Annotated in this window: 4 protein-coding genes; all 4 read right to left on the reverse strand. The window is 68.8% G+C overall.

The features are described from left to right. Positions 1 to 157: 157 nt before the first annotated feature. Complete coding sequence (locus ACTHL9_RS10120) at positions 158 to 460, reverse strand: AtpZ/AtpI family protein (RefSeq protein WP_440518814.1); 303 nt, start codon at positions 458 to 460, stop codon at positions 158 to 160. Continuing rightward, a complete protein-coding gene (locus ACTHL9_RS10125) occupies positions 444 to 908 on the reverse strand; it encodes a hypothetical protein (RefSeq protein ID WP_440518816.1) in 465 nt (154 codons plus the stop codon). The genes ACTHL9_RS10120 and ACTHL9_RS10125 overlap by 17 nt, the downstream gene beginning before the upstream one ends. Before the next feature lie 99 nt (positions 909 to 1007). After that, the gene (locus ACTHL9_RS10130; RefSeq protein ID WP_440518818.1) at positions 1008 to 2540 is read right to left on the reverse strand and encodes an MraY family glycosyltransferase; all 1533 of its coding nucleotides are present in this window, start codon (positions 2538 to 2540) and stop codon (positions 1008 to 1010) included. A gap of 3 nt (positions 2541 to 2543) precedes the next feature. Continuing rightward, a partial coding sequence (locus tag ACTHL9_RS10135; RefSeq protein ID WP_440518820.1) for a glycosyltransferase occupies positions 2544 to 3489 on the reverse strand: 946 nt, incomplete at its 5' end.

A 3489-nucleotide genomic window follows, 5' to 3' on the forward strand; every position in this document is an offset into this window, starting at 1 on the left:
CAGCTCTTCGAGTGTGGGAGGTGTGAAAGTGCCGCTGTTGTCAGCGGCCGGAAGCGTGAGCGGGGTCAACGCATTTCCTCTCTTGCAGTGTCCTTCGTCGGGCAGGTGCCGGGGCGAGTGGCTTCGACCCCCACATGTGAAATTGTCGGTAGCTCCATCAGTGGGCGCTGTCCCCCTCGACGTCGTCGTCGGGTTCGGCTTTCGCTGGTCCGCGCTGCTGCGAGAAGAGTCCGTGCTTGCCGGCAATGTACAGACCGCCAGCAATCCCCAGCAGGGCTCCAATGAGCACGAACCAGCGGGTTTTCAGGAGAGTGTCCAGCCCCCACCCTATCAAACTCCAGACAATGATCCCGCCAATGATGTAGCTGAAGACGGCCATCCCCGCGTTGTATCCGCCGTCGGATTCCGGGCGGGGATCGGACGGCTTCCCGGGCCTCTCGCGCTCAGCCACGGGGCCCATCCTCGGGGTCATTGAAGATCTGCAGCCGCACGCGGCTGAAGCCCCACAGCTCGACGGCCTGCCACACCACGACGACCGCAATTCCCGTGCCGCCGAACCACGGCGGGTTGATCCACGCGGGAGTTCCGATCCAGATGAGCAGCGCTGCGAATCCCACGATCTTCACGAGGTAGACGACCGCGAACATGCCGATGGCGCCCGCCGGATTCCGCCGGCCGACCAGATGGCCCACCACGAGGCTGATGGCAAAGAAGGCAATGACGACGACGGCGGAGAACAGGACGCTTCCGGCGGCGGCGAGGTCGGTGGTGGCCCAGGCGACGATGGCGAGGACGACCCCCAAGGCGGCGGTGACCGCGGTGCAGAGCCAAGCCAGCCGGAGCCACAGGGAGGAAAAGCTGACGCCTGCGGATCCGGCCGGGCCGGGGCGTGCAGGCGTGCTGTTCATGTCAGGCCGTTCGTCGGCGGCCCCCGTCGAGGTGCGTGCTCGAAGCGGTGCCGGCGTGAGTGGTGGGTGCGGACAATATTCTACATGAGATAGAAGATGTCAGCTGACGCGCGGGCCGCTCAGCCCGCCCGCCGTCGTCGTCCGCCACTGGGCCGCCGTCACGCCACCCTGCGCCACGATCCACCCCGCTCCGCACAGCCCGAGCGAGAGCCAGTACCAGCCCTGATCGGACCACGTGGGAGAGCCCACCACGAGGAGCACGATCGCGAACGCAACGACCTTCATGAGCACGTCGGCAACAAGGGTGCGGCGCCGGAAGGGCAGGGCGGGCGCGGCCAGATGGAGGATGACGACGGCCGCCCCGCCGCACAGCGTGACGACGGCGAGCGCGAGGAACGTCGAGTAGAGCAGGGGCACTCCCCCATTCGCAAGCCCGGTGAAGCCGAGGAGCGTCGCGATGGCCACGCTGGCCGCGAAAGGCACGGTCATCCGCCGGACCCAGGGTGTGGACCTGAGCCAGACGCGGCGCACTGGGCTGCTCGCGACGTTCTCCCGGACCCACGGGTGCATGGTGAGGAACCCGACCGCCGGCAGGACGATCACGTTGAACACCGTCACCGGCGCCCAGTGGACGAACGCGTAGGCGACGCCGCCGAAGGCCACGAACGCGGTCCAGACGTACATGACCGCGACCGCTTGGCGGTGCGTGTACCCGAGATCGAGAAGCTTGTGGTGCACGTGCTCTCGGTCCGGGGAGAACGGCGATCGGCCACTGGCCGTCCGTCTCAGGACGGCGAGGATGAGGTCGAGGAACGGCAGCAGCATGACGACGATCGGCAGCACGACGGGGACGAAGGTGGGAATGCCCTCGGCGCGGTCGTACAGGCCGGATCCGATCTGGCCGGTCGCGACCACCGCGCCCGTCGCCATGACCAGTCCGAGCAGCATCGAGCCGGAATCTCCCATGAAGATCTTGGCCGGGTGCGCGTTGTGCGGCAGGAATCCGAGGCAGATGCCCACGAGCAGAGCCATGAGGAGGGTCGCCAGATCCGTGTAGTTGGGGAGAAGGGCGTTGCGGTGCACCCAGTATGCCGTGAGGAAGAACGCGAGGCCGCCGATTGCGGCGACGCCCGCGGCGAGGCCGTCGAGCCCGTCCACGAAGTTGATCGCGTTGACGGTGAGGACGATGAGGAACATCGTCAGGCCGATCTGGAGCCATTCCTGCGTGATGGGGAGCGAGCCGAGCGGGAGGAATGTCACCCGGGGACCCCAGACCGCCACGATGGCAGCCGCAATGAGCTGGCCCGCGAGCTTGACCCAGCTGTTGAGGTCCACGATGTCGTCGACAACCCCCACGCCGACGATGAACACCGCCCCCACGAGCACGGCCCACGTCTGCGGGGTGTCGAAGAAGATCGAACGGATCCACACCGTCTGGGACGCGGCGTAGAACGCCGCGGCGAAGCCGGCGAGCATCGCCAGGCCGCCGAGTCTGGGGACCGACCGCGTATGCACGTCGCGTTCCCGCACTGGGGAGACGATCCCCAGCCGCAGGGCCACGACGCGGACGACTCCGGTCGCGGCGTACGTGACGATGGCGGCCAGCATGGCCACGAGGACATAGATGAACATGGGTCAGCCGGCGGCCTTCTCGGCTGTGGCGCCTTCCTCGACAAAGGGCTGCTCGGTGAAGGCGGTACGGTAGCCCGTCCGCCGGACGCGCGTCGGCACGAGCCGGTAGGCGCCGCGGACCAGGACGTTGCGGAGGAAACGGCTCGGACCGGTGTAGCCCGCCTCGAGCATCCGCCGTTGGAGTCGGAGCTCAGCCCGCAGCATGCGCGCCCCGCCGCGACGCGCGTAGGCGCCGTCGCTCACCCGGTACAGGACCAGGACGTCGGGGTCGTTCGCTCCGCGGCTCCCCGCGTGGAGCATCCTCGCCCAGAGCCAGTAGTCCTCCATGCCCGGCACGCCTCGGTATCCCCCCGCGGCCCGCACGGCTGACGCGCGGTACATGACGCTCGGGTGATTGAACGGCGTGCGGAAGTGCAGCTGGGCCATGATCTCGCGGTGCGTGACGGGCACCGGCCGGCTGGCGAGCCGGGCCGATTCATCGTCGCCGATCTCGGCGATGGCCGAACCGACGATGTCGTAGCCCTCGCCGAGGAGCGCCAGCTGCCGCTCGAAGCGCTCGGGCAGGGCGACGTCGTCGGCATCCATCCTCGCGACCACGTCGTGCTGGCAGTGCTCGAGCCCGAGGTCCAGGGCGTCGGCCAGGCCCACTCCCGCCGGAAGCCGCACGACGTCGGCCGGGAAGCGCTCGTCCCGCTCTGCCTCCTCGAGAACCCGCTCGATCTCGTCCCCCACGGGCCCGTCGCGCACAATGACGAGCTGCGATGGCGGAACGGTCTGGTCCAGCGTCACGGACGCGATGGCCCGACGCACGCGCGATGCCGAGTCGCCCTGGTAGACGGGAAGCAGCACCGAGAAGGCAGGGAGGGCGCCCCCCTCGCGTTGCCCCGTCACGTCCGCAGGGTGTGCACCCTGCGGATGGGACGGCGCAACGGGGGGAAGGCCGCCCGCG

This window comes from Sinomonas sp. (genome assembly GCF_051955515.1).
GTDB lineage: Bacteria > Actinomycetota > Actinomycetes > Actinomycetales > Micrococcaceae > Sinomonas.

Coding starts and splice junctions, on each gene's coding strand:
- ACTHL9_RS10120 (WP_440518814.1), bottom strand. CDS start 460: ATGGGCCCCGTGGCTGAGCGCGAGAGGCCCGGGAAGCCGTCCGATCCC.
- ACTHL9_RS10125 (WP_440518816.1), bottom strand. CDS start 908: ATGAACAGCACGCCTGCACGCCCCGGCCCGGCCGGATCCGCAGGCGTC.
- ACTHL9_RS10130 (WP_440518818.1), bottom strand. CDS start 2,540: ATGTTCATCTATGTCCTCGTGGCCATGCTGGCCGCCATCGTCACGTAC.